This window comes from Bergeyella cardium (assembly GCF_003614945.1).
GTDB classification, from domain to species: Bacteria; Bacteroidota; Bacteroidia; order Flavobacteriales; family Weeksellaceae; genus Bergeyella_A; species Bergeyella_A cardium.
The window spans coordinates 1302914-1329174 of record NZ_QYCZ01000001.1; the positions used below are offsets into that span (position 1 = coordinate 1302914).

The 26261-nt window shown below is 36.4% G+C and carries 17 protein-coding genes; 10 read left to right on the plus strand and 7 right to left on the minus strand.

The annotated features are described in order from the left end of the window. Positions 1-18 precede the first annotated feature (18 nt). From D8991_RS05930 to D8991_RS05940, 3 genes are all read left to right on the plus strand, one after another. On the plus strand, positions 19-2088 hold the full coding sequence (locus D8991_RS05930) for a TonB-dependent receptor (protein WP_120489231.1): 2070 nt from the start codon (positions 19-21) through the stop codon (positions 2086-2088). Positions 2089-2107: 19 nt separating this feature from the next. Continuing rightward, positions 2108-3118 carry a hypothetical protein gene (locus D8991_RS05935; RefSeq protein WP_162926737.1) on the plus strand — a complete coding sequence of 337 codons (1011 nt, stop codon included), beginning with the start codon at positions 2108-2110 and terminating at the stop codon, positions 3116-3118. Positions 3119-3335: 217 nt separating this feature from the next. After that, positions 3336-4688: a DEAD/DEAH box helicase gene (locus D8991_RS05940; RefSeq protein ID WP_120489233.1), complete on the plus strand. Its 1353-nt coding sequence runs from the start codon at positions 3336-3338 to the stop codon at positions 4686-4688. Between the two features lie 41 nt (positions 4689-4729). On the opposite strand, the gene D8991_RS05945 is transcribed toward D8991_RS05940, so the two are convergent. Further along, positions 4730-5596, minus strand: a complete 867-nt coding sequence (locus D8991_RS05945; RefSeq protein ID WP_120489234.1) for a sigma-70 family RNA polymerase sigma factor — start codon at positions 5594-5596, stop codon at positions 4730-4732. Positions 5597-5734: 138 nt separating this feature from the next. Next, entirely contained in the window at positions 5735-7345 is a 1611-nt protein-coding gene (gldJ, locus tag D8991_RS05950) for a gliding motility lipoprotein GldJ (RefSeq protein ID WP_120489235.1), read from the minus strand. Positions 7346-7718: 373 nt separating this feature from the next. Here gldJ and porU point away from each other — a divergent pair, with 373 nt between their 5' ends. Together porU and porV are read left to right on the plus strand one after the other, a co-directional pair. Further along, the gene (gene porU, locus D8991_RS05955; protein WP_120489236.1) at positions 7719-11627 is read left to right on the plus strand and encodes a type IX secretion system sortase PorU; all 3909 of its coding nucleotides are present in this window, start codon (positions 7719-7721) and stop codon (positions 11625-11627) included. A gap of 30 nt (positions 11628-11657) precedes the next feature. Continuing rightward, entirely contained in the window at positions 11658-12803 is a 1146-nt protein-coding gene (gene porV, locus D8991_RS05960) for a type IX secretion system outer membrane channel protein PorV (protein WP_120489237.1), read from the plus strand. Positions 12804-13113: 310 nt separating this feature from the next. Here porV and D8991_RS05965 read toward each other — a convergent pair whose 3' ends face one another. The 5 genes from D8991_RS05965 to D8991_RS05985 all read right to left on the minus strand — a co-directional run bounded on the left by D8991_RS05965 (position 13114) and on the right by D8991_RS05985 (position 17328). Further along, positions 13114-13842, minus strand: coding sequence for a lysophospholipid acyltransferase family protein (locus D8991_RS05965; RefSeq protein WP_120489238.1), 729 nt, complete (start codon positions 13840-13842; stop codon positions 13114-13116). A gap of 55 nt (positions 13843-13897) precedes the next feature. Then, the gene (locus D8991_RS05970) at positions 13898-16057 is read right to left on the minus strand and encodes a polyribonucleotide nucleotidyltransferase (RefSeq protein WP_120489239.1); all 2160 of its coding nucleotides are present in this window, start codon (positions 16055-16057) and stop codon (positions 13898-13900) included. A gap of 206 nt (positions 16058-16263) precedes the next feature. Then, positions 16264-16683: a phosphohydrolase gene (locus tag D8991_RS05975; RefSeq protein ID WP_120489240.1), complete on the minus strand. Its 420-nt coding sequence runs from the start codon at positions 16681-16683 to the stop codon at positions 16264-16266. A gap of 78 nt (positions 16684-16761) precedes the next feature. Then, entirely contained in the window at positions 16762-17037 is a 276-nt protein-coding gene (locus D8991_RS05980; protein WP_120489241.1) for a hypothetical protein, read from the minus strand. Positions 17038-17088: 51 nt separating this feature from the next. Beyond that, complete coding sequence (locus D8991_RS05985; RefSeq protein ID WP_120489242.1) at positions 17089-17328, minus strand: DUF6088 family protein; 240 nt, start codon at positions 17326-17328, stop codon at positions 17089-17091. A 212-nt stretch (positions 17329-17540) separates the two neighbouring features. Here D8991_RS05985 and D8991_RS08920 point away from each other — a divergent pair, with 212 nt between their 5' ends. From D8991_RS08920 to D8991_RS06005, 5 genes are all read left to right on the plus strand, one after another. Beyond that, positions 17541-17696: a hypothetical protein gene (locus D8991_RS08920; RefSeq protein ID WP_162926738.1), complete on the plus strand. Its 156-nt coding sequence runs from the start codon at positions 17541-17543 to the stop codon at positions 17694-17696. 544 nt (positions 17697-18240) lie between these two features. After that, the gene (locus tag D8991_RS05990; protein WP_120489243.1) at positions 18241-18705 is read left to right on the plus strand and encodes a hypothetical protein; all 465 of its coding nucleotides are present in this window, start codon (positions 18241-18243) and stop codon (positions 18703-18705) included. Between the two features lie 18 nt (positions 18706-18723). After that, the gene (locus D8991_RS05995; RefSeq protein ID WP_120489244.1) at positions 18724-25497 is read left to right on the plus strand and encodes an RHS repeat-associated core domain-containing protein; all 6774 of its coding nucleotides are present in this window, start codon (positions 18724-18726) and stop codon (positions 25495-25497) included. After that, on the plus strand, positions 25494-25970 hold the full coding sequence (locus D8991_RS06000) for a hypothetical protein (protein WP_120489245.1): 477 nt from the start codon (positions 25494-25496) through the stop codon (positions 25968-25970). Before D8991_RS05995 ends, D8991_RS06000 begins: the two co-directional genes overlap by 4 nt. Continuing rightward, positions 25967-26257, plus strand: a complete 291-nt coding sequence (locus D8991_RS06005; protein ID WP_120489246.1) for a hypothetical protein — start codon at positions 25967-25969, stop codon at positions 26255-26257. The genes D8991_RS06000 and D8991_RS06005 overlap by 4 nt, the downstream gene beginning before the upstream one ends. Positions 26258-26261: the final 4 nt, after the last annotated feature.

Consider the following 26261-nt stretch of genomic DNA (forward strand, 5'->3'; position numbering starts at 1 on the left):
AGTTGGAAGCTATATCTAATGAAAAACAATAAAGTCTTATTAGCAGGACTATTCCTTTGTAGTGGAATAGCTTATGCCCAGATTAAAACGAGGAATATCGATTCCATAACTATAAAAAAATCGCTTATTTTCCACAGACCCCACATCTATTCAGAGCTAAGTAAGAAAGATTTAGAGAAAAGCAGCGGTGATAACCTTGCTAATGCTCTGAAAAGTATCTCTGGCATTACAATGCTCCAAAACGGAGGTAATATTTCAAAACCTGTTATACAAGGATTAACCAATCAACGCATTGCGATAATGAATAACGATGTAAAAATTGAAAGCCAGCAGTGGGGAAATGACCATTCCCCCGAGATAGACCCGTTCCTCGCCCATCATATAGAGGTCGTCAAAGGTGCAGAAGCCGTAAAATACGGTGCTAATGCCCTTGGTGGCGTAGTGCTCCTTAGAAGCGAAGCTTTACCTTACGATGGTAAGGCTATCGGTGGCAAGGCTCAGCTTACAGGCGAGTCCAACGGAGAAAAATGGGCGGGCAACCTGATGCTACAAGGGAATTTCAATAAGAAAAACCCTATTGCTTGGCGTATTCAGTCGAGTGGTAAGAGGGCGGGCAACTATCAAACTCCCGATTATTATGTAGAGAATACAGGAATTCGAGAGCTCAATTATTCTGCAAACATCGGATATCAGTTACCACACGAGAAATTCGAGATTTTCCACAGTTTCTTCTCTACGAAGCTCGGGATTTTCCAAGGTTCAAGAATTGGAAGTATGAGTGACTGGGATATCAGGTTAGAATACGGAAGACCACTCGATAAAGGAAGCTTTTCCTACGATATTAATCTCCCAAAACAAGAAGTAAAACACCAGATTACCAAGCTAAAAATAGAAAGCGACAGAAATTTTGGCAAGTTCAGCTTCATTTATGCCTATCAAAGAAACCATAGGCAGGAATACGACCTTCGGATAGGGCCCTTCGCCTCCAAACCTACCTTTGATGTCCAGCTAAGCACACATACAGCATCATTAGATTTTGAAAAGGAGCATAATGAATACTTCAAAAACTATATAGGCGTTACGGGCTCTAGGCAGGACAACTATAACATCCCTGGCAATGGTACCAACTCCATCTTGCCCAACTTCATCTCCAATAATTTTGGAGTTTACCTCTCCGAAAAGTTCAAGAAAGGCTCTTGGATATTAGATGCAGGCATTCGATATGACTATAAAACCTTTAATGCTGCTGGCTACAACCGATATGGAGCTTACTACTCTGGTGAGCGAACTTTTAGCAATCTCAGTTATAACTTTGGAGTGAATAAAAGTTTCAGTCGCAGCCTCTCAATAACCTCAAACATCGGTCTAGCTTGGCGCGCACCCGAAGCGATAGAGCTCTTCAGCAACGGAGTGCATCACGGGAGTGCTTTCTATCTCTTAGGAGATGAAAAACTCAACCTTGAAAAAGGCATAAAATGGAGTTCTAAAATAGAATATGCTAACGAGAGGCTCTTTATTTCAGCAGATATCTTCCTACAAAAGATTAAAGGCTTTATCTACGAAATGCCCACAAAAGAGCTCAAAGAAACTTGGAGCGGATACTTCCCTGTCTTTGCCTACAAGCAGTCTGATGCCCTTTTCAAGGGTGCAGACCTCAGTATAAAGCTCAAAGCGCTCTCTTGGTTAGAATATTCGGCAAAAGCCTCTGCTGTATATGCTGACAACCTTTCGGAGGACTATTATTTTCCCTCCATTTCACCAGAGAATCTCTCTCAGTCCTTAAATTTCAACTTATCGAAACTCACAGGACTAAGTGGTGCCTATATCAGTATAGAACATCTCTGGGCAAATAAACAAAAGAGGTTCAGTAAAGAGGCTGATCTCATCCCAGACTCTCCACCAGCATACCATTTACTCAACCTTTCGCTAGGCACAAATATCAGTATCAATACAAAAAATGATATGAGTATGTCCCTTACTGCAACCAATCTCCTGAATCATCTGTATAAGGATTATACGGACAATTTCAGATATTTTGTGCACGGCGTTGGCAGAAATATTCAGTTTCGAATTAATTATAATTTCTAAAATTTTAAACTATTATACAATGAAAAAAAACATTCAAAAAATCATCACATTCGCCCTCTCGGCGATCATCGCATTCAGCCTTATCTCTTGCAACAGAGACAATGAGCAGCCCGCTCCTCCTACAAACGAGCACGAAGAAAAAGGGCACGATAACTGGGCAAAAGTAGAAATCATCGTACACGAAGGGCATCTTCATGGGAAGCTTTTTCACGGAAATGGACTTTTAATAGATGTCCCTATTCTTCCTAAAAAGCAATTCATTACCTATGAAATTGATAAAAACGGATACATCAAAACTACCCGTGAGGATATGAGGGTTACCCGCGACGGAAAAGATAAAAACGGAAAAGATAAATACAAATTCTACCGAGTAAAAAAAGACGATAACGCTCCAATAGTCGTTACCACAGGTGAACCGGACCTCAATGGTGAGCCAAGAGCAACCCGATACGCTATGGAAATCATCTATTACAACAGTAAAGGAGAGCGTATGAACAGCCAATTCCTCACCCCCGAGATGCTAGACATCCACCAACACTTTTTTACGGTTAAGCAATACTCTAATTGGGTTACTGGTGAGAACTTTGGTGATGGTAAAAAGTTTATTACAGACCTTTACAGCTACACCTATCGAGATACAGATCCAGAAAATGGAATGTTTAATGTTACAAAAGGTACTAAACTCACCAATGATCCTATAGGACTCAAAGGTTACTTCTTCTTCAAGAAAAATCTGGCTAAATTCAATATGACAGTACAACTCCGTCATCTTTATGTATCCAAATACAATCAGGATGGGACAACCTCTCCAGCCAATGAGCCCCATAAAAGGCTGCTAACTTCTGGAACTACTGATTTTCTTAAAGATATCCCTTTCATTGTAGTTGGATATAACGATGGTGAAGATCAATTCTTCAAAAGCCTAGCTAAATATTACAATATAACTCCTCAAAAGGTTCAGGAATATATCTTGGAAGCCGATCAAGCAGGAGAAACAGAAGGGGATCCTATCAACAGTTTCTATATGTAAACCTTTCATATTATTAACTATCAAAGGAAAACTGCAATGAAATTTATCATTGCAGTTTTTTATTTGTTTCACATAGCACAAAAGCATTTACTCCATTACTATAAAATAATACACACATCAGATACCCCCAATTTATCTACTTATCTCTTCCATAAATAACTTCCCCAGCACAACTAAAAAGGAAAAAACTATCTTTGCCCATATTTTTTTATTAGAAATGGTTATAACTTTTGCAGATTTCAATCTTTCAGATAAAATCTTAGACGCGCTTGCCGATCTCAACCTCTTTGAACCCACTTTAATCCAGCAGAAAACCTTCAGCCCCATACTTTCAGGGAGAGATGTGATGGGGATAGCCCAAACCGGCACTGGGAAAACCCTCGCTTACCTACTTCCAGTCCTCAAAAACTGGTCGTACAGTAAAAGTGGCAATCCAACGGTACTCATCCTCGTTCCGACCCGCGAGCTCGTCGTTCAGATCACCGAAATCCTCGATCGGCTCACCCAAAACCTCAGCACGAGGGTCATCGGTGTTTATGGGGGGAAGAATATCAATACTCAGAAGCTCCTTTTTAATGATGGATGCGACATCCTCGTCGGCACGCCAGGCAGAGTGATGGATCTGGCAATCGATAACGCCATTTCGCTCAAGGAAATCAAAAAACTTATCATCGATGAGTTCGATGAAATGCTCAATCTCGGCTTCCGACCACAGCTTACCCACATTTTTGAGATGATGAGGGCAAAAAGACAGAACATCCTCTTCTCCGCGACTATGACCGAAGCCGTCGATGAAATGCTCCACGAGTATTTTGCCTCTCCCGTAGAGATTTCGCTGGCAAAATCAGGCACTCCGATTGAGAAAATCGAGCAAACGGGCATCAAAGTAGAGAACTTTAATACCAAAATCAATCTTCTGGAATACCTCCTCAGCACAAATCCAGAGATGAGCAAGGTTCTCATATTCAATAACAATAAGAAAAATGCCGACTACCTCTTCACAAAGCTCAACGAACGCTTCCCAAACACCTTTGATGTCATCCATTCCAATAAATCCCAGAATTATCGCCTCCGTGCAATGAAAAAATTTGAAGATGAAGAAATCCGAGGGCTTATTACAACCGATATAATGGCTCGAGGCTTAGATATATCAAACATCACCGATGTTATCAACTTCGAAGTCCCTGAAATCCCCGAGCAATACATCCACAGAATCGGTCGTACAGGTCGCGCCGATAAAAATGGAAGGGCTCTCACATTCATTACACAGAAAGAAGAGCTTCCGCTTCTCAACATCGAGCTCTTGATGGATAAAGAACTCACCCTCCTCCCCTTCCCTGAAGAATTTGTAGCTATAAATCCTAAAAAAATAGCCTCCGAGAAAGAAGAGGTGAAGATGAAAAACCCTGTAAAACTCAAAACCAACGAAGGTGGAGGCGCTTTCCACGAAAAAAAATCAAAAAATAAAAAAATCAACCTCGGTGGGCCAAGCAAAAGAAAACCTCCAAAGAAATATGGGGCCAACAGAGCTCAGCAGAAAGCAAAATCCATCTCAAAACGCAAGAAATAACAACAAAAAAAAACAGCTGACTCATCAGCTGTTTTCCTTTTCTATTTCCCGAGATAAGACTTCAGTATCTTACTCCTCGAGTTATGTTTCAGTCTCTTAATCGCCTTCTCCTTAATCTGTCTTACCCTCTCCCTCGTAAGGTCAAAAGTCTCTCCGATTTCCTCTAGCGTCATCGGATTTTTACCATTAAGCCCGAAATACAACCTTACCAAATCTGCTTCTCTTGGTGTTAAGGTTTGTAGCGCTCTTTCTATCTCTATTTGAAGGGATTCGAGCATCAAATCCTTATCAGGGCTTGGCGACTCACCTGAGCGGAGCACATCATACAAATTAGAATCTTCCCCCTCCACAAGCGGAGCATCCATCGAAAGGTGTCTTCCACTGTTCTTCATCGATTCTTTAATATCATCTTCGCTCATATCGAGTACTTCTGCCAATTCCTCTGGCGAAGGCGGTCTTTCGTTCTCTTGTTCAAGTAGCGCATACGCCTTATTAATCTTATTAATAGAACCTATCTTATTCAGCGGAAGTCTTACAATCCTCGATTGTTCTGCCAATGCCTGCAAAATAGACTGACGAATCCACCAAACAGCATAAGAGATAAACTTAAATCCTCTGGTTTCATCGTATCTTTTAGCTGCTTTCATCAAACCGAGATTCCCTTCATTAATAAGGTCTGGAAGAGAAAGCCCCTGGTTTTGGTACTGCTTGGAAACAGAAACCACGAAACGCAAATTGGCTTTAATCAATTTTTCCAAAGCTACCCTATCTCCTGCACGGATTTTCTGAGCGAGTTCTACCTCTTCATCTGCAGTAATTAGCTCTACTTTACCAATCTCTTGAAGATACTTATCAAGCGATGCTGTTTCCCTGTTGGTAACCTGTTTTGTAATTTTTAGTTGTCTCATCTTATATTTGGATAACCCTTTTTATGGACTACAATTACTTATACGAAAAAGCCTGAGAAAAGGTTACAAAACTTTAATAAAAATAAGTCTCCCAAAAATTTGGAAGACTTATTCAATGTACTATGATGAAAATATAAATTATCTTTTTGTTCGTGGCTTATCAGAGTTCTTAGCATCTTGTGCCACACGGAAACCAATCCAGCCATAGCCTTTGGTTTCTTTTCGGAATCTTCTTTGTCCTGGGTCTAACCAATAAGCGGTATCTTTCCAAGAGCCCCCTTTTACTACACGAATTTCATCACTAATCTGAGATGTTCTCTTCACGCGATCTTTCTCCATAATAACATTTCCATTAGCGTCTATATGGAATCTTTTTCTTGGGGAGTTATACATATTATAACCCGCAGATACACTGTCTGCCCCTCTACCATAGCCTGCTTCTAAGGAAGACATAAAATCTCCATCTCTGAAGTTTCTATAATCCGCAACGGTTTGTCTCTCATACTGACCTGGAAGCCCTTTATAAATTAGCCTTCCATCAGCTAAGGTATCATAAGCAATCTTATCCTGTAAAACGATTCGGCTTGTACCATCAGGATTTTTTACTACCTGCTTTGGAGCATTACCTCGGAAGTAGTTGAAGTCATTAGCCTCATCATCTATAATAGGTCTGTATACATCGGCAGTCCATTCTGCGACATTCCCATACATACCATAGATTCCTAAATCATTAGATTGATAATGTCTTACATCAGAAGTAATGGCAGAACCATCATTTTTCCAACCAGAAACTCCAGAGTAATCTCCTCTACCGTATTTAAAATTCTCGAGGAACATTCCTCTATTCCTGCCTTTTGCTCCTCTCAGATCCTCAATCTTGGCTCTTTTACCTAAGTAAAGGTTATATTCCCTGTCTTTCTGAAGTCCTAATGCTGCAAATTCCCATTCTACCTCAGTAGGAAGTCTGAATTTTTCTACAACACCAGCAGCTGCATTTCTATTAGCAGCAAGTAATCTTTGGCTGTTGGTATTGATTCCCGTAGTCTTCTGCAATCTTTGGGTATTGAGGTACGCCTGCATCTCTGGATCATTTGCCTTATACTTATCCAATGTAAATGCAGAAACTCCCATATTATTGCTCTCATTAGAATAGAGATCCTTGGAAATAACTCCTTGGTTCATCAGCTCTTTCTCATTAGCTCTATCAGTAAGCCAATCACAATACCTTGATGCCTGAAGCCAAGAAACCCCTACAACAGGGTAATAATCATACTCAGGAGATCTGAAATAGGTCTCTGCAAGCTCGTTTCTGGAAAGCTGGTTTACCCAAACCGTAGTATCTGGAAGTGCTCCATTATAAATATCTCTAAAGCCAGGGTCAGCGGGTGGGAATACATATTTAAGCCAAGTAACATAAGAACGATAATCGTAATTTGTAGTCTCGGTCTCACCAATAAAGAAAGAACTTACCTGCATTCTTCTTGGAGTATTGTTCCAATCGTGCATTACATCGTCTTTAACAGCTCCCATAGTAAAGGTTCCCCCCTCTACATAGATCATTCCTGGCCAGCCTTTTTGCTTTTGTTGTTTGCCAGAGAAGAACCAACCTTCCTTTTCGTTTGGTTTCCAGCCCGACTGGCTTGTGAATTTTTTAGTTCCTCCCCCTTTTTTAGTGCTATTGCCTCCACAACTTACAAGAAGTAAGGCAGAACCAAGTACCAAAAAAGAAATATTTTTTATTCTTTTCATAATCTTTGATATTATACAAAAATTTCAGGTCACAAAGAAAATATAATTGAATGAATTATTCAAATAATGTCCATATTTTTTGTGTTCTCTATAGGATTTCTTTTGATTTAAAAATAATGAAGAGTCTAAAGATTTTTGGGATTTAATTCTCCTTAATATGTTTTATTTTTTCTACTTAGCCTCTTGATTTTTCCCACTGTATATTTCTTTTCTTCTGCAGATTTTCAAATTTTTCGTAATACTACTTTCAATTAAACCCAAGTAGATAGTATCTCTCCAAAAAATACATTAGCTAAACGAGGGGAAATTATTTTTATTGTACCATATCATTTTTTTATTTTTTTCGTTTATTTTGTAGCTTGAAAATTTCAGTATGAAAAAAACTACTATCTGTATATCTTTATTATTTGGTTTTTCAGCGTATCTGCACGGACAGAAAGTAAATCTGAACTGGAAGGGAACCGAGACAGTAGATTATGGATTTACAAAAATGACCTACCCTAAATTTAGCAATAAAGGCTATTCTGTAGAGGGAGGAAGCGTTTATGTAAGCCTGAGAAATAGCTCAAATGGAAAAGGTGTAAAAATTGACAACCTGCAATGGAAAACCATAAGCAGAAAAGACATTTTAGATATTCCTGATGATATTTTGGGCAGTGAAGCAACAGAAGGAGTAAGTTACTACACTGATCCAAAGACAGGGCAGGAGTTTTATGATGCAAAAATATCGGCATTTAAGAGGGAAGGCGATGTTTTATACCAGCTTCAATCCTTTGAAATAGTAGATGATGTGCGTACTGAAGCATTGACAGGAAAATTATCGGCACAAAGGCTTGGAACTACCGAAAACCCTCTAAATAATGGAACTTTCTACAAAATAAAAGTAGATAAATCTGGACTTTTCAAAATTGATAAAAAATTCCTCTCAGATAACGGGATTAATGTTGGGAACATCAATCCAAAACACTTTAAAATTTATGGAAATGGTGGGATAATACTCCCAGAACACAATGAAGATGAACGATTTTCTTCACTTCAAGAACTCGCAATACAGGTAATAGGAGAAGATGATGGTGTTTGGAACGATGGAGACTATGCTCTGTTTTATGCTCAAGGCACCGATGGATATAATCTGTACGGGACATTTGGAAATGGAAATAAAAGGAAAGACAGCAGAACCGACCGCTCCGCACACACCAAAAATATTTATGACGACTACTCCTACTACTTCATTAATTTTGATAATGGAGTTGAAGGAAAGAGAATCCAAAATAGTGATATAGCTATTAGTGGAACTACTTTTACCCGCTTTGATGATTATCAGTTCGTAGATAATGACAAGTATAACCTGATGAAAGTAGGACGGGTTTGGGTAGATGACCATTTCAGTACAAAAAAATCCATTACCTTTAATCTGCGCTCAACAATACAGCCAAGTGATGAGATTACCTACAGGACTTCTGTAGTCAATTATAATGGAGGAAGAAATTCCTTTAAAATAGATATTAATAATACCAATGAGAGGAGCTCTGGCTCACTTCCTGAAAGAGAGTTTTACAAAAAAACAGATGAAAGAACCATAAAAAACCTCTCTGGAAATAGCATCACAATAAATATTACTCCAAATATCTCTGCCAATCCGAATGGATTGCTTTACTTTGACTATGCAGAAGTAACCTATAAAGAAGACTTAAAATTCAATGGCTCACAGATGAATTTCAGGGTTTTTGATATAGATGAAAAGACGAATGATAACTATGGCTTCTCTATCTCCGATGCTTCACAAATAGAGCAGGTATGGGATGTTTCCGATATTACTAACGCAAAAAGAAAAGTAAATAAATCTGGAAATAATACAACTTTCTCCTTCGGATATAATGCCGGCAGTCCGTTTTTCAACAATGAATTTATAGCATTTAAAAGCTCTTCGGCATATACACCTTCATTTGTTGGGAGAATTGCCAATCAGGACTTGCATTCGCTTCAAAATATAGATTACCTCATCATTACCAGAGCAGATATGATGGCTCAAGGAGAGAGAATCGCTCAATATTACAGAGACAAAAAAGGCTTTAGCACCCAAGTAGTAGATATTGAGAAAATCTATAATGAATTTAGCAGCGGTAGAGTAGATATAACTGCTGTAAGGGACTTTATTACAAGGCTCCATAAGGAAAGAGGGGGCGTGAAATATGTACTCATCATTGGAGATACCAGCTACGACTATAAAAACAAAACCAAAGGCAATGATAATGTAATCCCAAGCTATCAGAGCGAAATCAGCGGTAATTACAGCTCATCTTTCGTTACCGATGATTATTTCGTAATGACGGCTCCACAAGGCAGAAATATTTCTATAACCAATAATATCCCTGAAATACCTATCGGAAGGTTAATTGCCTCTAATGTATCCGAAGCAAAACTCTTGGTAGATAAAACCTTGGCTTATTATAATGCACTACCAGGTCAGTCCTCCCCCTTTGGAGATTGGAAAATGAAACTCGACTTTATAGTAGATGATAATAACGAAGGAGGTCCTGCCTTCCACGAAATCGTAGATGAATCCATAAAAACCAATTTTGAAACCAGTACCGAAAGAAAAGAATACAATGTAAGAAAGTTGTATATAGATGCTTTTCAAGCGGAAACAGTAGCAGGAGGACAGAGATATCCACAAGTAAATCAAGCAATAGCTAATGATGTAGGACATAGCCTCTATCTCTTCTACTTTGGGCATGGAGGTATTAACGGCTGGGCACAGGAGAGAATCTTAACCTCTGATGAAGTAAAAAACTTTAATAACTACTCGTCTATTTACAGCCGATTCCCTTTCATTTCTACCATTACCTGTGAATTTACACTCTGGGACGAACCTCTGGTAAATTCCGTAGGTGAGCAGGTCATCAAACACCCTAATGGCGGTGCAGCCAATATGATTACTTCCAGCCGGGCAATCGGTGTGCATTATGGTTCTGAATTAACCAAGATATTCACCAATCATATCTTCAAAATAACGAATAATAACTTCGATACTCTTGGAGATGCTTTCCTCGCTGCAAGAAAGGAAAAAGGAGTAAGCTACGACCATTTAAAAGTAAATCTACTCGGAGACCCTGCAATGACGCTTAGTCGACCAAAACAAAAGCTGAGCATAGACAATATAGAAACCCCAGAAAATGGAAAAATCAGAGCATTGGATTTCGTGAAAATCTCGGGTAGAGTGCTTGATGATTCGGGGAATACAGATACTAACTTCAACGGAAAAGTAAGCATCAGCATATTTGATAAAAAGGTAAATAAAGAAACCAAAAACAATGATGGAAATCTCGGCACAATGCAATATACCGAGGAAAATGCTGCCATAGTAAAAACCTCTGGAAAAGTAGCTAATGGGCTCTATACCGCCGAATTTTATATGCCAAAAGATATTAACTATACCTTAGGCGAAGGTAGAATTTTAGCCTATGCAGACAACTTCGAATCTGCAAAAGGCAATGCCTATGATGTATATGAGAACAAAGCTTACCCAATAGGAGAAATCAACCCGAACCCAATCAATGACTCTACTCCACCAGCCGTAAAACTGTATATGAACAATACCAACTTTGCTGACGGGGGAATTACCCATCAGAACCCTACCCTACTCGCCTGCATTACCGATAATATAGGCATCAACTCCGCAGGTAGCGGTATTGGGCACGACATCAGTCTTGTGCTCGATGGGCAGGTAGTCAATACCGTAGTACTAAATGATTTTTACACTGCGGGCGAAGGCAATGGCTGTATCAATCCATCTCTTGCCGACTATCAGAAAGGCAGTATCTCCTACCCTCTTCGCAATCTAAAACCTGGTGCTCATCAGCTTACATTCAAGGTCTGGGATATAAACAATAATTCCACTACTACCTCGTTAAACTTCGTAGTAAAAGATGATGCAGAGGCTAATTTGACCATCAATAGACCTCTCAACTGGCCAAATCCTTTTACGGATAAAACCTATATACAATTTGAACATAATTGCGATGACATCCTTGATGTCAATGTTCAGATATACACTATTACAGGGAAGCTGGTCAGAACATTTTCTACTACAATAAGTGCCGAACCATTCAGAGAAGGCTTCCGAACGCCTAAACAGGCAATAGAATGGGACGGAACGGATGATTTCGGAGATACTGTAGCCAAGGGAACTTATATCTTTAAAATCTTGGCGAAAAGTAAAAACCAAAACAAATGTAAAGGAACAGCATCTGCCATAGAAAAGATGGTACTGCTGAAATAAAACAGATTATAATAATTAAAATATTCGTTTATGAACTTAAAATCAAAATTATTTGTAGGACTTGGGCTTGGGCTTAGCCTTTCGGCAGCAGCTCAAGAAGTAAAACCCGTACTTACAGGGGCTCCTTTCCTCAGAATAACTCCAGATGCAAGAGCAGCAGGTATGGGGGACCAAGGGGTAGCAACCTCTACAGATGCATTCTCTCAGTTTTGGAATGCCGCTAAGTACCCATTCAGTAAAACTAGCTCTGCTGTAGCAGTAAACTATACGCCTTATCTCAGCAAACTTACAAGCGATGTATTCCTCCTCTATGCTTCTTATCATCAGTTTCTGGGGCAGGAAGAGCGATCTACCATCTCTGCAAGTATCAATTATTTTAATATGGGAGAGGTGGAACTCAATCAACTGTCAGGCACACAAATCGTAACTACAGGTAAGGTAAAGCCTAATGAATTTTCTGTAGATGTAGCCTATGGGCTTAAACTCTCAGATGTATACTCTATGGCAGTTACAGGTAGATACATCCGCTCGGATTTCGGTACCTTTGGAGACAACAGCACTATAAAACCTGCCAATACTTTCGCAGTAGATGTTTCAGGTTTCTATCAGTCTGAAAAGCACTCCAGCTTTGGAGACTACGAAGGTACAGCAAGAGCGGGCTGGGCTATTCAGAACCTTGGACCAAAATTGGACTATTCAGGAGATGAAAACTCTCGTTCCTATCTGCCGACTACACTCAGATTAGGTGCTGGCTATGATTTATATCTTGATGATATGAATAAAGTAGGGCTTTCCCTTGAAGCATCAAAACTCCTCGTTCCAGGCTCTCAGCTAAATAATTCCGATCCTAACAACCCTAAATACGAAGTTCCTAATGTAGGTGTAGTAGAGGGTATAGGTAAATCTTTCAGCAATAAAAAAAGTGTAATGCTAAGCGGTGCTGTGGAATACTCCTATGATGATGCCTTTGCTGTGCGTGGTGGTTACTTCCACGAGAGCGATGAGCAGGGCGGCAGACGCTTCGCTACCGTAGGGGTGGGCTTTAAATATCAGTCTTTCGGGCTGGATATCTCCTACCTCATCAATACTTCAAAGACAAATACTGCTCTTGACAATACCCTCCGTTTCGGTCTTACCTGGAATATTGGTGGTGAGTCTTCCAACGCCAATAATTAGATAGCAGTAGGCAGTAAGCAATAGGCTATACGCAAAAAAATCGCTTCAAATTCTGGTTTGAAGCGATTTTTTTTGATAAAATTCTAATCGCCATCTCATTAAATATGTCATCTTAGTAACCTTACTAATATTTTCATGCAAACCATAAAAAAATAACATTAAAATAACTTACTGTTTATCAAATTATCAAAATCAGGATCTAAAATCACCGTACCAATGAGCTCCTCTAAACTATACAATAGGCAACTGTAACCCAGCACCCACTGGCGTGGGAGGCACTTATTACAAACTATTTGTAGACTGCTAAAAGCTAGATGCTATCTTCACAGAGCGTAGATTTTATAAGGTGGTAGGCTTTAGATTTAAGAGCTTGGAGGTCTTCGTTGGGCTCCAAAATATCATTAAAGAAAACCTTTACCCGCCCCATATACCCTTGAGAATGGTCAAAAGGAAACATTTCTTTTAAGCCAGAGAATGTAAAGACCGCAATGGGAAACTGGTGAGTAGTAGCAAGGGAGAAGGCTCCGTCTTTAAAGCTATCCAGCACAATGCGGGTATCATCTGGTACGCCACCTTCGGGGAAGATAACGATGCTGTCGCCCTCCTTCATCCGCTCTGCACATTTACGATAGACATCAGCACGGCTCCTTGCAGAGCTACGGTCTACTAACACACAAATCCGCCTGTATATCGTCCCAAAAACAGGGATTTTCTCTAGTTCCTTCTTCCCTACAAAACATATAGGGTGGTGAGGAAAGAGCAGGCAAACGAGCATAATATCCATAATAGAGGTATGATTGGCAATGATGATATACTGCCTATTTCTCTCAATTTTCTTCTGTGTCTTTGCAATAAAACTGTACCTGAACCCCATACCGTAGAACAGCCCAAAGCACCATATTCGCACAAAAAAGTAGGCATATTTGTAGTGTTTTTTACTGAAAGAAAGAAAATACACAGGCAGGAAGCAGAAAGCTGTAAGCAAACTTCCGAGGATGAGGAGCCAGCCACGCCAGAGATAGTTCAGGATTTTGGTCATTGATTCAATCTAAAAGAAATGAGAAAAAGGCTACCGAGTTCGGCAGCCTGTGTTATTATGATTGAGCGTTTTGCTCAGCTTTGGGTTTATTCTCTTTTTGAGGTCTCGGTAGGAGAACTTTTCGGGAGAGTTTCATCTTCCTACGGTTATCGTAGCCCATAAACTTCACTTCTACCACATCACCTTCTTTGTAAGGGACTTTATCGGTACGCTTCCAGTCTATTTCGGAGATGTGGAGAAGCCCTTCGGTACCTTTTGCAAGCTGTATAAACGCTCCGAAATCCATAATCTTCACTACTTTTCCTTTATAAACCTCGCCTACTACAGGTACAAAAGCGATTTCATTAATCATCGCTACGGCTTGATTGATTTTCTCTCTGTCGGTACCTGCAATTTCTATATAACCGATTTCATCTCTTTCCTCGATGGAGATAACGGTATCCGTATCTTTCTGCATTTGTTGGATAATCTTACCACCAGGACCTATTACTGCTCCGATGAAGTCTTTCGGGATTTCCATTAGAACCATCTTCGGTGCGTGAGGTTTCACATCTGGTCTCGGTGTAGAAAGGGTTTCGGTAATCTTACCGAGAATGTGCAACCTTCCCTCTTTTGCTTGGAGGAGTGCTTTCTCCATAATATCCATAGAAAGCCCCTGGATTTTAATATCCATCTGGCAAGCGGTAATACCATCAGCGGTACCTGTTACCTTAAAGTCCATATCTCCGAGGTGATCTTCATCTCCCAAGATATCGGAGAGAACCGTCCACTTTCCTGTTTTTTCATCGGTAATAAGCCCCATTGCGATACCTGATACAGGTTTTGTAATCTGTACCCCTGCATCCATTAGTGCTAAGGTGCCTGCACAAACCGTAGCCATAGATGATGAACCGTTGGATTCCAAAATATCGGAAACCACTCTGATGGTGTAAGGATTATCTTCTGGAATTACTGCTTGTAATGCTCTCTGAGCGAGGTTACCGTGCCCCACTTCTCTCCTTGAAGTACCTCTTAGCGGGCGTGCCTCTCCTGTGGAGAACGGAGGGAAGTTATAGTGGAGGAAGAATTTCTCATCGTGCTGGGTAATCACACTGTCGATAAGATTAGCATCTTTAATAGACCCGAGCGTAACTGCCGTGAGCGACTGAGTTTCTCCTCTGGTAAATACCGCAGAGCCGTGTGCTCCTGGTAAATAATCTACCTCCGACCATATTGGGCGGATGGTGAATGGATCCCTTCCGTCTAATCGGATTTGCTCCTCTAATATCATCTGGCGCATTGCTTCCTTCTGCACATCGTGGTAGTAGGTTTCAGCAAATGGCGTTACTCTCTCGAGTTCCTCTTCATCTTCTGCATAAGGAGCGAGGAATTCATCTAATATCGCTTGGAACTTCTCTGCCCTTTCCTCTTTATTGGAAGGGATTTTTGCCACCTGATACACCTTATCGTAGCATTCTTTCCAAACTTTCTCGCGGATTTCCTCATCGTGCTCCTCGTGACAGTATTCTCTCTTGGGAAGAGACTTCCCTACCCTCTCAGCGAGCCTTTCCTGAGCCTGTATCTGTATTTTTATTTCCTCGTGTGCAAATTGGATGGCTTCAAGCATTTCCTGCTCGGAGATTTCTTTCATCTCACCTTCCACCATTACGATAGAGTCCTTCGTAGCGCCTACCATAATGTCTATATCTGCTTTCAGGAGGTTTTCATAGCTTGGATTGATGGACAGCTTTCCGTCTATTCTCACAACTCTTACCTCAGACATAGGACCATTGAAAGGAATGTCTGTAATGGCAATTGCTGCCGATGCTGCAAGACCTGCCAATGCTTCTGGCATTACTTCTTTGTCGTAGGAAATGAGGGAAATCATCACCTGAACCTCTGCGTGGAAGTCATCTGGGAAAAGCGGGCGGAGTACCCTGTCTACCAAACGCATTGTAAGGACTTCGTCATCCGATGGTTTTGTTTCTCTTCTGAAGAAGTTCCCTGGAATTCTTCCTCCTGCGTAGAACTTCTCTCTGTAGTCTACCGTTAGCGGTAGGAAGTCCGTACCTGGGTTGGCTTCTTTTGCGGCAACTACGGTTGCGAGGAGCATTGTACCGCCACATTTTACTACTACGGCTCCGTCGGCTTGTTTAGCCAGTTTGCCTGTTTCGATGGTAACTTCCCTGCCATCTTTTAGCAGGATAGTTTCTTTGATTGCTTGTGGTGCATTCATAAAAAAATTAATCTTCTGTGTGTTCCGTATTGAACACGGTTACTATTTAAACTTTTTAAATATTCGCGGGCAAAGGTAATCATTTTTTAATAATCTTCTTATGCTTTCATATAAATATTGAATTTGCCTACTCAATTCACCTTTTCAATTTCTGAAAATGAAAAGAAATAGAAAAAGAGGTATAATTTTTCTGGTTCAGTATCCAATTAGGATATACTTTTTAAATATTTATAAGCTCGTAAATATTTATTGAGGCGCTCCCTATCCTTTTCTGTAATCTCTGAAAGCCTGCGAATATCCATATTATCCTGCAAGTCATTCAGCTTTACTTTTATAGCTATTGAATTGGTAATAACTCTTTGTATAAAGCTATCATAGCCCTCTCCCTCATTTTTTGTAAGACATTTTAAAGCTTCTATAATTCTTTCATCAAAGCCTTCATTTCTGAGCTGCTCAAAAGTCCAATCTGTATCTTCCACAAGGTCGTGTAGCATTCCACAAATCTTTTCCTCAGTTGTGGTACCCGCATTCATTACTCTTATAAGATGTAATATATAAGGACTACTTCCTTTATCAACCTGCCCACTATGGGCATTTATTGCTATTTGTCTTGCTTTTTCTAACATATTTTTTATCTAACTTTTTATGTAATTCCTCTTTTACAAAAAACCAACCTATAAAACCTCATGTAAAAGGACGATATTTTAATGATAATTTTTGAATGTTAAAAATTCCCTCGTCAGAAAGGGAGTTATAATTTCGATAATTCTTAATACGGATTTATTCAGCATTGTCGTTGTATCTGGAATTTTTTTAATTTGATTAATAGTATCTAAAATCTGGAGTAAAGGAATATTTTCCTTAGTAATTATATTTTTTTGCTTAATAAAAGAATTTGTAAATCTTTCTCTTTTAAAAGTAGGACGAATTTCATTTTTTCCAATCTGAATGGTGTTACTGACTTGTGTTGTTAATCCCATCTCACTATAGATACTTAATCCAGTAATAAAGCCTGTATTTTTTTCATTATCTTAAAGTAAACCTTTCACAATCTGCTTTCTTGATGGTTCCAACTTTCCAAATACAGTTTCTTCTGGTTTATAGAATTTTCCTTTAGCAATCTTCTCAAGATTCCCTGAAATTACCATTCTATTCAATGCTTTAATAATAGTTTCTTTACTTTTCACCTTTTGATTGAAATCTTTATAGGTAAAAACATACCCTTTGGGAAGTCTATTAATCTTATTTAATATGCAAACAGATGTTTTCATTATCTTTTATCAGTGTAAATATACAACAAAATGTCCTTTTTTATAAAATAAACTGGATAAGTAATAAGTAAAATTATTTGATTAAATTTACTACTCTTATATTTAGAGAATTGAGCATCTATACTATGGAAATAATTTGAAAAAATAATATCCTAGGCATTATAAATATATATAAATACCGTATCTTTGTGGGAGTAATAAAAAAATCTACTATGAGCAAAGTAAAACCAGGAGCTAGTAATCCCAATTCAGGTTTCCCTTCTAAAACAGGAAACCCATCTGGTAGCAATAGAACGAACAATCCTCCTAAAACGTCCAGTACAAATACTCATTCTAAAGGTAGTGGAAGCACTACTACTAAGAAGTAATTTTGCACTCCCAAAAGATATTTTCGGTATTTTTGCCTCCAAGCAGAGACATGCTTGTTATTTCTACATAATAGCGAGTAAAGAAACAATAATGCTAAATAATACAATTTCAAAGGAATTCCTCCCTAAAAAATAATAGTAGATTTTGCGCTTTTTTTATAGTTATCCAGAAGAAATATTATAATAAACTTTCCTATCCACTCAACTGATTAATTCTACACTCCCACCTTCTTTGAACTCTTCTATAAAGGCAATAATTTTTTGGAAGATAGTTTGTTTTTGATCAGATATTGTGGCTCATTTCAGGTAAAATTCACTAGTATATTTTCTTTTTAATGAGTTTTTAAGGTGTTTTTTTACATTGTCTTACTTATGTATATAGTTGATTTTTATTAAAATAATCAAAATATAATAAAAATCATAGTGTTAAAAATTTAAAGTAAGTTAAAATTATAATACTTTTGAAAAGTCTTTTTTATTTCTATAATATATTTACCTATAAGGATAAAAAAAAGCAATAAGTCAATAAAAAAATGTAAATATTATGAAGAAACTATACTTTTCCTTTTTTGCTATTTTTATAATATCAACTTCCTCTTTTGCTCAATTTCGATTAGTCTTTAATTATGATGAAGCAGGGAATCAAACACGACAAGAAATAATACATTCTCGAATATGCCCCCCACCTAAAACACAAGAACCAATTCCAAGAGATTTTTTTGAAAATAGAAATCATTGGATTTGGAAACAAATCAAAATATTTCCTGTTCCAGTAGAAAGTACTCTCTATTTAAGATTTTCATCAAAAGCAGCCACAACTGTATCAAAAATACAAATATATGCACCTCAATTCTCTCCTTTTATATTAAGGAATATATATATTAACAATCCTAAAGATCTATTATATGATTTTCCTATTGATATGACAATGTTTAATCCTGGAATGTATATCTTAAGATTAGAATTAACAGATGGTGCTTACACCTCTCGCCACTTTATCAAAAAATAAACTTTTAACCTAGTTCATATGAAAAATTCCTATCTTTTTTTATTTATAATTATCTCCTCTTTTTTCTCTGGTCAGCAACTATTTCCCACATCTAGTACAATAAATAAAATTATAAGTCCTAGTAGGAAATCTAATATTTTTTTTCATGATACAAAAGGAAATATTGAAGTAAATGGAATGGGGCAGCTACAATTTAGTCTTCCTATAGCTTTACCTCCTGGTATAAAATCCGTAGCTCCTCAAATTAACTTAACATATACTAGTGGGACAGGTAATGGTATTGCTGGTTATGGATGGAATATCTCTGGTATTACAGCTATTTCCAGAATAGGGAAATCCTTGGATAAAGATGGTACTAGACAAGAAATTCAGCTATCATATGAAGATAATTATAGTTTTAATGGACAAAAATTAATCCTCGTTTCTGGAGACTATGGTAAAGATGGAGCTATATATACCACCGAAAAATATTCTAATATTAAAATAAAATCAATCGGCACTAATAGTAATTGGAAATGCCCTAATTATTGGGAAGTCACTTTTGAAGATGGCTCTCAAGCATGGTATGGAAGTATAGCTAATTCTAAAAACCCTATAGAGTATAATATTACAAAATGGAAAGATGCTCAAGGTAATTACATCTCTTACAATTATATACAATTTGATAATGTTTCTTCAATATCTAGTATTCAATGGGGAGGAAATGAAAATCTCAATAAAAATCATTTTAATGAAATTATATTTAATTATGATGCTAGAGAATTCAAGGAATCTTCTTATATAGCTGGAGTTCTATTTATTCAACATCACATACTATCAGATATTATAGTAAATAGCAATAGAAAACAATTTAAAAAATATGTTATTACATATAATAAAACTGAAAATTCGGGCTATCAATCTGTAAAAAATATCACAGAATATAACTCACAAAATGAGCCTGCAAATCCTGTATCCTTTAAATATGAAAAACCTCTTAATATAGCCGAAAACACCTCTTTTGACTATGAGATAAAACATACAGAGTATAAAAAATATGGAGACTTTGACTTTGATGGTATTATTGATTTCATAGAAATGACAAATGATGGGCAGCTATTTTTTAAAAAATCTATCTATCAAAGTACAGATGCTGTTAATTTAAGTTATAACTTTTCTGATTTTAGCCATAAGGACTTTAGTAAAGCTACTCTAGCCACTATCAAAAAAAATGATATTATTAGAAATAATATTGTACTTATTGTTCCTGTAGAAAAACAAAGAGGTAATGATTTAAAAATAATAGACTACGAGTTTAAAGCTTATTCTGTAAATATCAAAAATAAAAGCCTTGATTTTCTATATTCAAAATTTCTAAAGTTTGAAGATTTTGAAGCCTCAAGTAAATTTCCAGAATATAATAATAGTAATCTTTACTGCCATAAAATAAATTCTTGGCTTGACCATATAGATGCTTATGACTATGATGGAGGTGGACTAAGCGAGCTTGTATTAAATTTTATACATAATGTAGATTGCCATAGAGCAGATCTTTTAGACCCACCTCCTCCTTCTCACTCTATTTTTTATAAAGAAATAGATAAAGAAGAGAGCTCTTATAGTAGTATTAGGTTACCTAATCTCACCTATGATAATACAGAGGTTTTTCATAGTTTATTAAATAATTCCGATGCATCATCATATCAAGAAACAAAAATATCTAATCCCATAGAATCATTACCAGATAATCTTGATCCTGGTATATATACATTTACAAAAAACTCTTCTATTCTTTTTGATATTAAAGAAGAAACTCCGTATGAACAAAGTTTTTATATGTTTGATATTGAAGATAACAAGGGGGAAAACTGGAACTTTGCTGATTTTAATGGAGATGGAATTGATGAATTATTCAAAATAGAGAACAATCGTATAGACAAGATTTTTAATTTAAAAAAAGATTTGTCTGGCAAAAAGTATATTCATACAAAACTTCATCCTAATATCTCATTAACGGGGCTTATTCATAGTTTAATAAAAGGAGATTTTAATGGAGATGGAAAAGTAGATTTTGCCATCCCTCAGGAAAATAGATCCAAAAAATGGAAATTCTATATATCTACAGGTGATGGTTTTAAAGAATTTATCTACAATGATTTTATATATTTTTCTTCTAATATTGAAAAATCAGATGAGGGAAAGCATAGAAATATCTTCCTTGAGACATACTGTCATTATGGAACCCACACTTATTATAAGTATAATTCTACAGATCTTGATGGTGATGGAAAAAGTGAAATTATTGTAACAAAGGTTATTCTTCGAGATCATAGCTGGAACAAACATAGTGACTCAGAATATACAAATGTAGAATTATTTGTTTACTCAACGAATAGTAATAAAAGAATAGGACGAACTAACCTTCCTTTTCATTTTGGGCAGACCAAATACTCTACAAATTATTTCCAAGGTAAGATTATTCCCTTTAGCCCAATATTTATCAATAGAAACAACCAACAAATCGTCCTCATAGGAAGACCTGATGATTGTCCATCCAATAATTGTGATAGAAATCATATTATACATCTTAATTATTTTAATACACCTTCCAACTATAGAATTACATCAATAGAACAAGGAGGATTATATACAGAAATAGAATATAAAGAACTTGATCCAAATAAAAATCCTAATTTCTATTCTGAAAGTAAAAAAGAAAAATATCCTTATATAGAACTTGATAAACTTGCTCAGTCCTATGTGGTTTCTCAATTAAAACAATTAATACCAGGTATAGAAGATTCTAATCTTCTTCAAATAAAACAAGATTTTAGATACAGAGGATTCATCTCTCATCTTCAAGGGAAAGGTATTATAGGCTTTAGAAAAACCGCTCGTTCTTCCTGGTATTCTTCTGAATTTGAAAAAACTAAAGTTTGGTCTGGTGTAGAGATAGATCCTATTAATGAGGGAGTACCTATTAAAGAATGGAGTATAAAAACCAATGATGAAGATTGTATTTTTCCTTCTGATTTATCTTTTAATAATAATCAGCTTCTTACCCTAAAAACCATAGAATATAAATTTGATAAACTCCTTGATGGTAAAATTATTTCTTCAGTAAATAATGGGAACAAAGCAAAGGTTGTTACTGCTATTGTTCCTACCGAGACAATAACGAAAGATTTTCTTAAAGAGGTTATCACCACAAGCACAGTAGAGTATAATGAATATTACCTTCCAGTAAAAACAATTCAAAATACAAATCAAGGTTTTGCAGAAAAAACTACAGCTATAGAGTACTATCCTCCTAATCTATCCGCCGAAGGAAAAGATTACAATATAGGAAGACCTAAATCTAAAACTGAGCTTCTCCGTACCTATGGAGACAGCAAAGGAGCAAAAGAAGATTATTTCTATGAAAACAACCTCCTTAAATCTATTAAATCTTGGAATAATAATAACTCTGGATGGATTAATGAAACCTATTCCTATGATGGATTTGGCAATATCGTAGAGAAAATTATCTCTAATAGTATTGATAACAATACTCAAATAACCAGAAGCTTTTATGAAGATAAGGGCAGGTTTGTAATTCAAAAAATAGATAATCTAGGGTTAATTACTAATATAACCTATAATGATTGGGGATTAGTTCTTTCTCAAACCGATCCTTTAGGAAATACTCTCCATAATTCCTATGATCATTGGGGAAAGCTTCTTAATACCCAAAATAATCTTTCAGGAACAGTTTCTTATTCCTATGAAAAATTTGATACAGGTACAACAAAAGTAACAGAATATACCTCTGATGGTGGAGAAAATATTTCTTATACCAATAAAATAGGGCAAACATTCCTTACAACAACAAAAGCTTTCGATACCGGAAAATATATTTCAGTATGGACTCTATTTGACCCATTAGGAAGAAAAGTTGCAATAACAGAACCCTTCTACACGAACAATAATGAAAACTTTAAATGGAATTCAATCCTGTATGATGAATATTCTCGCCCTATTAAAGCTACTGCATTTACAGGTAAAATTATTGAGACTAAATACTCTAAAAATTCAATAACAACTACTGAAACCAATGCTAATAACCAATTTAAAAAACAAACTTTTGATCCTCTAGGAAATATATCCTCTACTGAGGATAAAGGAGGTACTATCTATTTTAAATATAATGCTAATGGTGCTGTTACTGAAGCAAAATATGGAACTAATACCGTTATTACTAAGTATGATGCTTGGGGAAGAAAAATAGAATATAATGACCCCTCTAATGGTATTTACCGCTACGAATACAATAATGGATTCGGACTTCTTACTAAAGAAATAAGTCCTAAAGGAGAAAAATCCTTCTTCTATAACGATAAAGGCCAGCTTATCTCTCAAAAAGAAATCTCTACTGATGTATCTAATGCAACCGATAAAACAATATCCTTTTCATATAATAGCAAAGGACTAATCATTAATAGACAAGGTTTTTCTAATGGAAAAAGATTCAGTACATCTATTAATTATGATAATTTTGGTAGAGTATTATCCTCTTCTGAGGAAAATAATGGATATTATTTTAATACTGATAATATTAAATATGATGATAAAAATAATATTATCTCCTTTACAAAATCTCTCCACTCATTAGAAACAAAAGCTCATTTAAAAACCAATATTTTATATACATATAGCTCTTGGAATGGCGAGCTTTATCAAATCAAAGATAAAGATTCTAACGAAGTTCTTTGGGAATTAAATGAAACCAATACCAAAGGACAAGCTACTAAAACTAAACTGGGAAAAACATCTATTCAAAATACATATGATAGAAATGGATTTTTACAAAACATCCATCATACATCTCAAGATAAACCTGATATTCTTAATATATCATACTCTTTTAATGCTATAAAAAATGAACTTAACTCTAGAGTTACTGGTGGTAGCTTCAATATTTCTGAATCCTTTATCTATGATGATCATAATAGACTGGTTAATTGGAGCAACCCAAGAACTGGAGAAATGCACTCCAATAAATATGATCCTCAAGGTAGAATTATTGAGAATGACCAATTAGGAACTATTTCTTTTGATGATAATAAAAAAGTTTATCAGCCTACTTCCATTTATTTAAATTCTACTGGTAACAAATTATTCAATTATGGACATATTGAAAATATTGCTTATAATGAAAATAATGACCCTGTATTTATTAATGGAGTAAAAGGAGATGTTCTGTTTGAATATGGACTTACTCATATGAGACAGCTTGTTAGCTTCGGAGGAGAAGTTGATAATGAAAAAAGACATGGTAGATACACCAGATACTATAGTGAAGACGGAACTTTTGAAGTAACATTAGATCACTCTAATGGCTCTGAAAAATCCATTATTTACATAGGAGGCTCTCCTTATGAAAGTAATATCATCTATATAAAAGATTTTAATGAAGATTCCGAAGGCTCTTATAAGTTCCTGCATAAAGATTATCTTGGGTCTATTCTCGCTATTAGTGATGAGAAAGGAGATAAGCTAGAACAAAGACACTATGATGCTTGGGGGAATCTTACTCATCTACAAATTCGTGATAATGAAATTATCTCTGATCCTGATAAAATTGAAAAGAAAATTCTATTAATTGATAGAGGATATACCTCACACGAACATTTCCAAGAAGTAGGCATCATACATATGAATGGGCGATTGTATGCCCCACTCTTAAGAAGATTTTTAAATGCAGATGAGAACATCCAAGACCCATATAATACTCAAAACTATAACAAATATGGTTATGTACTTAACAACCCACTAATGTATAATGACCCAAGTGGGGAGTTTGTTTTTGCTATCTTTGCGGCGCTCCCTGCTTTTTGGGGAGCAGCAGCTACAGCAGCAGTTATAGGAGCTACAGTAGGGCTAGCAAGCTATACAATAGGGCTAGCTGTTACAGGGAATTTAGATCAATGGAATATTGGAGGAGCTTTAAAAGCAACTCTATTTGGAGCCATCTCGGGAGCAGCTACCTTTGGATTAGGAGAGCTTTTTGCAGCTGGAAAGGTAGTTCAAGCATTAGGGGGAGTTAAGTTTTTAGCTCAGGCAGCAGCACATGGAGTGTCTCAGGGAGTATTATCTGTGTTACAAGGGGGAGATTTCCTTCAAGGTTTTGCTAGTGGAGCTTTAGGAAGCTTAGGAGCAGAAGCATTTGGACAAATTGTAGGGTCTTGGTCTAGTAGCACTGGAGGACAAATTTTCTTTGGAGCACTGTCTGGAGGAGTAGGTGCTGAACTTACAGGTGGAAATTTCTGGCAGGGAGCTGCAATAGGAGGTATTGTCGCTGGGCTGAATCATGTGATGCATAAGATGGGAGGAGAAGACCCTATTCCATCAAGTAAAGAACGAACTTGGTATGAAAAGGCAGTTAATTTTTTCAGTGGAGGAGCATTAGATGAAGCTGAGTGGATGCTTTCTCTTAAAGATCTTTCTACTGTGGAGAGGGGGCTTGTTATAGGTGCGCACTTTTCAAAACAGGCTAGATATGAGTTTATGTATGGGAGAGGAATGGGAAGAGGTATTAAGATTAATACTTTGAAATATAGAATGGGGAGGAATGGGAAAGCTGTAGAAATAACTTATAGTAACGGTAGCAAAAAAGATATAAATGCTGTTAGGGTAAAACAATGGGTACCAAATAATCATCCTAATGCTCCTGCAGGAACATTACAAAAAGTAAAGTTTAAAAATTCATTACCAGGATCAAAAGGATATAAGAGACCTCCAACAAAAGAAGAACTAAAATATCTAAATAAATGAAAGTAAAAGAAGCAATAAATATATTTTCTAGATTTTTGAATAGAAATTGGGATATAATTTATCCTTTGTTATATGATAATCTATATTGCAATCAAGAGGATTTTATGAATGATTGGGTACAAGTTAATTGGGAATTATTGGTTGAGAGAAATGTACTAAACATAAATGAATTTTTAGAAGTATATGGAGAAGGTGCTGATTTTTACAGTGATAGCAGCAGAATGACAGATATTAAATCTCAACCAACGCATTTTATAAAAGTGATCATTCCTAAGGCTACAGATATATTAAATAATTTAGAGATTAAAAACAAAGAATACAAATTTGATAGGTTAACAGGATTTAAAAATAATTTTTATATAAACCAGCCTCCTTTTGATTATGTATGTATTGATGATATGGGGATAGAAAGAGTATTTAATTTAGCTCAAGTAAATTTTGAAATCCAAGAAACAAAAAAGAATAAGTTATGACTATAAAGATTAAAAATTTAGAATTAATAACATTGTATTTGTTTTCTAAGCTTAAAGAAAATATAGGAGATGAAATTGAAATAAAAACTGATTATTATTGGGATATTCCTGATGATTCAATATTCAATCCTTATGAAGAGCCTGAAGAATTAACATTAGGTCAATTATCTGATGATATAGAAGAATTGGAAAAATATCATATAAAGGATATGGCAACTTCATATGACATGAAAAGATTATCATCTATTTTTAGAGCACTTAGTAAAGAAAGTCAAGGAATATGGTAGAATT

Excerpts from the sequence above, each read along its gene's own strand:
- D8991_RS05995 (WP_120489244.1), top strand. The coding sequence starts at position 18,724 with ATGAAAAATTCCTATCTTTTTTTATTTATAATTATCTCCTCTTTTTTC.
- D8991_RS05945 (WP_120489234.1), bottom strand. The coding sequence starts at position 5,596 with ATGAGACAACTAAAAATTACAAAACAGGTTACCAACAGGGAAACAGCA.
- D8991_RS05965 (WP_120489238.1), bottom strand. The coding sequence starts at position 13,842 with ATGACCAAAATCCTGAACTATCTCTGGCGTGGCTGGCTCCTCATCCTC.
- D8991_RS05975 (WP_120489240.1), bottom strand. The coding sequence starts at position 16,683 with ATGTTAGAAAAAGCAAGACAAATAGCAATAAATGCCCATAGTGGGCAG.
- D8991_RS06000 (WP_120489245.1), top strand. The coding sequence starts at position 25,494 with ATGAAAGTAAAAGAAGCAATAAATATATTTTCTAGATTTTTGAATAGA.
- D8991_RS05990 (WP_120489243.1), top strand. The coding sequence starts at position 18,241 with ATGAAGAAACTATACTTTTCCTTTTTTGCTATTTTTATAATATCAACT.
- D8991_RS06005 (WP_120489246.1), top strand. The coding sequence starts at position 25,967 with ATGACTATAAAGATTAAAAATTTAGAATTAATAACATTGTATTTGTTT.
- D8991_RS05930 (WP_120489231.1), top strand. The coding sequence starts at position 19 with ATGAAAAACAATAAAGTCTTATTAGCAGGACTATTCCTTTGTAGTGGA.
- porU (WP_120489236.1), top strand. The coding sequence starts at position 7,719 with ATGAAAAAAACTACTATCTGTATATCTTTATTATTTGGTTTTTCAGCG.
- porV (WP_120489237.1), top strand. The coding sequence starts at position 11,658 with ATGAACTTAAAATCAAAATTATTTGTAGGACTTGGGCTTGGGCTTAGC.
- D8991_RS05940 (WP_120489233.1), top strand. The coding sequence starts at position 3,336 with ATGGTTATAACTTTTGCAGATTTCAATCTTTCAGATAAAATCTTAGAC.
- D8991_RS08920 (WP_162926738.1), top strand. The coding sequence starts at position 17,541 with ATGAGCAAAGTAAAACCAGGAGCTAGTAATCCCAATTCAGGTTTCCCT.
- D8991_RS05970 (WP_120489239.1), bottom strand. The coding sequence starts at position 16,057 with ATGAATGCACCACAAGCAATCAAAGAAACTATCCTGCTAAAAGATGGC.
- gldJ (WP_120489235.1), bottom strand. The coding sequence starts at position 7,345 with ATGAAAAGAATAAAAAATATTTCTTTTTTGGTACTTGGTTCTGCCTTA.
- D8991_RS05985 (WP_120489242.1), bottom strand. The coding sequence starts at position 17,328 with ATGAAAACATCTGTTTGCATATTAAATAAGATTAATAGACTTCCCAAA.
- D8991_RS05980 (WP_120489241.1), bottom strand. The coding sequence starts at position 17,037 with ATGGGATTAACAACACAAGTCAGTAACACCATTCAGATTGGAAAAAAT.
- D8991_RS05935 (WP_162926737.1), top strand. The coding sequence starts at position 2,108 with ATGAAAAAAAACATTCAAAAAATCATCACATTCGCCCTCTCGGCGATC.